The following is a 3,477-nucleotide window of genomic DNA, read 5'->3' on the forward strand; positions in this document are numbered from 1 at the left end:
AATTCGAAATAATCGAAGCGGTAGTATTATCATTGAAGTTCGAAATAATCGAAGCGGTGTACTGAGCGCCGAAGTTTGAGATAATCGAGGCTGTTTTGTGGTTAAGGTTATCGTGGTTGTTGTTGAATTTAGCAACAGTAGATTTATTGATAGCGAGTTTGTTGTTTGTAGTAATGTTTTTCATGGCAAAAATCTTTTATTTTTTTAAGTTATGTGTCTAGTAATAAGCTTCTTGCGAAGTGGTGATACAAAGTTGTTCAAAAGATTTTGGCCTATTTAATTTATCGGATTAATCCGTTTATTATCAATCCGAATAGGAAGATTGTCTATTTTAATTTTTTAATTATCCTAAAAATTCTATGTTGAATCGAACAGCAGATACACAGAAAAGGACTTCGTGGGCATCAAAAGAAGTGAGTACGCATGTGATAATTTGGGTCTTATATACCATTTACTTTAGCTTACTACTTCATTTCTTTTATGGGGAGCCAATTACACCGAAGTTTATTCTTCAGGCAATCGTGTATAGAATTGGTGATGCCATGCTGTTTTATGGGCTTGCACTATTTGTATTGCCCCGATTTTTTTCAAAATCGACAATTTTTCAGTTAATTCTATCATTTTTAACATTGCTTGGTTTGTATTTAGGTTGGAGGGCATGGATAGAGTATCTGTTGATGCCGTGGTTGTTTGATACAACTGGTAATAAATTAGTGCAGATGATTTCTTTGACAATCTTTAATGGCAATACCTATGTAATGTTTAGTGTGGGATATTTCTTTGCATTAAAGTCGATTAAGCAACAAAAAGAAATAGCTCAACAAGAAATTGCAATTGCGGAAAAAGATGCAGAAATTGCACGTCAAGACGCCGAACTAGCTATTTTAGCAAAAGAAAAAACACTCGCCGAAATGGCATTCTTGCGTGCTCAAATCAATCCTCACTTTTTGTACAATACCCTTAATATGCTGTACAGTAAGGTACGAGGCGCCTCCAAAGAAGCTGGTAATATTATTCTTACTTTTGCCGAAATGATGCGTTATGCTACCAGTACTCGAATGCAGCAAGATACCGTCGACCTAGAAGGGGAATTGGATTTTGTCAAGCAATATCTCGAACTGCAAAAACAGCGTTTTAATAACAATATCTTTATTGAATATGAAGAGCAAGGAGACTTTAGCTATTTCAGAATCATGCCAATGGTATTAATTACGATTGTTGAAAATAGCTTTAAACATGGAGAACTTCACGACCCCGAATACCCTTTACAGATAAAGGCAACGTTGGAAGATGATGTACTAACGTTTTCGACTTGGAACTTGAAAAGAAAAGATGATAATCCTATAACTGACAAAGGACAAACGGGTATTGGTATAGATAATATCAAGAAGCGACTTAAGGTTGTCCACGGCGAAGCTCAAGAGCTCAGCGTGATTGATGATAAGGATGACTATGCAGTATTTTTTACCTTAAACTTTAACTATAACCCGAACGGAATATGATTAACTGTGTCGCAGTAGATGATGAACAATCTGCCTTAGATATTGTGGTAGATTATATCAACGATACCCCATTCCTAAATCTAGTTGCTGCAACCACTAATCCGATGGAAGCTGTGGGAATATTACAAACCAAAGAGGTTGATTTGGTATTTGCAGATATTCAAATGCCACGCATGAATGGTATGAACTTGGTTAGCCTTTTTGATGGTCGAATGAAGTTTATCATGACTACGGGCTATCAAGAATATGCCCTCAAAAGCTTTGAATATGGCGTACTAGATTATTTGGTAAAACCATTTTCTTACCAAAGATTCTTGAAAGCTGTTAATAAAATGCCATTTCACATGACTTTGGTCGAAGAGCCCAAACCTTCTGTGGCGCCAGAACCACCACCTGCCAAAAGAGAAGAATTTATTTTTGTAAAGGTTGATGTGAAAGGCAAATTCCACAAAGTGCTTTTTAAAGACGTTGTGTATATGGAAGCTCAAAAAAACTATGCTTCTATCTACATGAAAGACGAGCGTATTTCTACTAATTTGACTTTGTCAGATTTAGAAAAACGTTTGCCTTCTGACCGATTTATGCGTGTTCATCGCTCTTACATTATTTCAATGGAGAAAATCACAGGCATTGAAGGTGATGAAGTCCTGCTAGATAAAGTCGTTCGAATTCCGATTGGAGATACCTATGCCGAAGAATTTACAAAGGTGATTGAAGGAAGTATTTTTTTTAAAGATAAAGATAGCGCAACCTTGATTGATAAAAGATTGACGAATTAGAAGTTGATAAAACAGTACCAAATCTTTGGCTAATTTGTACCTTTCAAAACTCCTTGAACTACTAATTGAAAACCAATAATTAAAGAATATAAGACTTTGAAAAAGCTGTTCTATACGAAAATAGACAGCTTTTTTTATGCAGATACGTCATAATTTTGTATTTATTTTGAACCCGTTGTATTATTCTAAGAAGTTTTATTGCTTAATAGGTTTTGCATAAAGTTTCATTTATTTTTGTTTAGAGAGCAATTGATTACAACACCAAAATACTAATGTTTCGAATCGAAATTGTTAGGCAGCAAGATAGAAGGTTTACTATTTCTCAAGACAGAACTCTGTCCTATCACTGCAACAAGCCTGACAAAGCATGCTTGAGATTTTTTGAATAAGCTCATGATAAGTTTTTTGTTCAACATTCCAGATGCTATTTATTGCTTTCATTAAAGGATTCCAATTTTTACTTAATAATCTACCTACTAAAAATGTTACTACTCGTTGTTGTTTGTACAGTACTTGCCTATCTGTTAGGTTCCATCCCAACAGCTATTTGGTATGGAGAGGCGTATTTTGGAATAGATGTGCGCAAGCATGGGAGCGGCAATGCTGGAGCTACCAATACTTTCAGAGTTTTAGGTAAAAGAGCAGGAACTGTAGTGTTGTTGATCGATGCTATCAAAGGATGGATATCAACGTCACTGGCATTGATGCTATATTACGGCCACATTGTCGATTGGAACGAATGTCAAACACTTAAGTTGGTTTTTGGATTTGCCGCCGTAATTGGTCATATTTTCCCTGTATTTTCAAATTTTAAAGGGGGCAAGGGCGTGGCCACACTTTTGGGCATGGTGATGTCTGTACATCCAGAGGCTGCATTGGTTTGTATGGTAATCTTTTTTGTTGTTTTTATGTCTTTCAACTATGTATCACTTGGCGCAATTATTGCATCTTTGGCATTTCCGATACTGTTGGTTTTACGCACATTTGGCAAAGAAAATGACCTAGTGATTGTTTTTGGTTTTATGCTCTTTGGCATGATTGTTATTACTCATCGCAAAAATATTGTACGCCTCATGAGAGGTCAAGAAAATCGTATTTATCTTCGTAAAAAGAAAGAATAAGTAAGCGTACAAATCTTTTGTTTTAGGCAATAGGCAATAGGCAATAGGCAATAGGCAATAGGCAATAGGCAATAG

At 35.7% G+C, this 3,477-nt stretch carries 4 protein-coding genes; 3 read left to right on the plus strand and 1 reads right to left on the minus strand.

From position 1 onward, the window contains the following. On the minus strand, positions 1–184 hold a 184-nt coding region (locus ACOVQ4_RS07825), incomplete at its 3' end, for a class I lanthipeptide (RefSeq protein WP_421820097.1). 175 nt (positions 185–359) lie between these two features. On the opposite strand from ACOVQ4_RS07825, the gene ACOVQ4_RS07830 reads away from it, so the two are divergent. The 3 genes from ACOVQ4_RS07830 (at position 360) to plsY (ending at position 3,402) form a co-directional block, all read left to right on the plus strand. Then, positions 360–1,502: a sensor histidine kinase gene (locus tag ACOVQ4_RS07830; protein WP_421820098.1), complete on the plus strand. Its 1,143-nt coding sequence runs from the start codon at positions 360–362 to the stop codon at positions 1,500–1,502. Next, entirely contained in the window at positions 1,499–2,281 is a 783-nt protein-coding gene (locus tag ACOVQ4_RS07835) for a LytR/AlgR family response regulator transcription factor (protein ID WP_421820099.1), read from the plus strand. The genes ACOVQ4_RS07830 and ACOVQ4_RS07835 overlap by 4 nt, the downstream gene beginning before the upstream one ends. Before the next feature lie 482 nt (positions 2,282–2,763). Then, on the plus strand, positions 2,764–3,402 hold the full coding sequence (gene plsY / locus ACOVQ4_RS07840; protein WP_421820100.1) for a glycerol-3-phosphate 1-O-acyltransferase PlsY: 639 nt from the start codon (positions 2,764–2,766) through the stop codon (positions 3,400–3,402). Positions 3,403–3,477: the final 75 nt, after the last annotated feature.

The sequence above is a fragment of the Flectobacillus sp. genome, from assembly GCF_049240685.1.
GTDB lineage: Bacteria > Bacteroidota > Bacteroidia > Cytophagales > Spirosomataceae > Flectobacillus.

What these genes read in the sequence shown, in the direction of transcription:
- ACOVQ4_RS07830 (WP_421820098.1), top strand. Translation starts at nt 360, where the DNA reads ATGTTGAATCGAACAGCAGATACACAGAAAAGGACTTCGTGGGCATCA.
- ACOVQ4_RS07835 (WP_421820099.1), top strand. Translation starts at nt 1,499, where the DNA reads ATGATTAACTGTGTCGCAGTAGATGATGAACAATCTGCCTTAGATATT.
- plsY (WP_421820100.1), top strand. Translation starts at nt 2,764, where the DNA reads ATGTTACTACTCGTTGTTGTTTGTACAGTACTTGCCTATCTGTTAGGT.